1 pseudogene is annotated in these 256 nt (G+C 58.6%); it reads left to right on the forward strand.

The window, feature by feature from the left end:
* Positions 1 to 71: 71 nt before the first annotated feature.
* Positions 72 to 256: pseudogene (locus QP363_RS13270) on the forward strand (UDP-N-acetylmuramoyl-L-alanyl-D-glutamate--2,6-diaminopimelate ligase); the annotation flags it as partial.

The following is a 256-nucleotide window of genomic DNA, read 5'->3' on the forward strand; positions in this document are numbered from 1 at the left end:
TGGTGACAGCGACAGTTACCGGCACAAACGGGAAAACTACGACTACCTATTTACTTAGAGCGCTGCTCGGCGTGGATCATCCGCACGCCGCCCTGTGCGGTACCAACGAGGTCTCGGTAGGCCAGCACCAGATTATTGCCTCGCGCACTACCGCTGAGGCGCCCGTGCTGCAACGTTTCTTGGCCTCCGCGCGCGAACAAAATCTAGGAGGAGCAGTCATCGAGACTTCCTCGCATGCCTTGTCGTTGCACCGTGT

The sequence above is a fragment of the Corynebacterium sp. UMB6689 genome (genome assembly GCF_030215295.1).
In the GTDB taxonomy this organism is placed as follows: domain Bacteria; phylum Actinomycetota; class Actinomycetes; order Mycobacteriales; family Mycobacteriaceae; genus Corynebacterium; species Corynebacterium aurimucosum.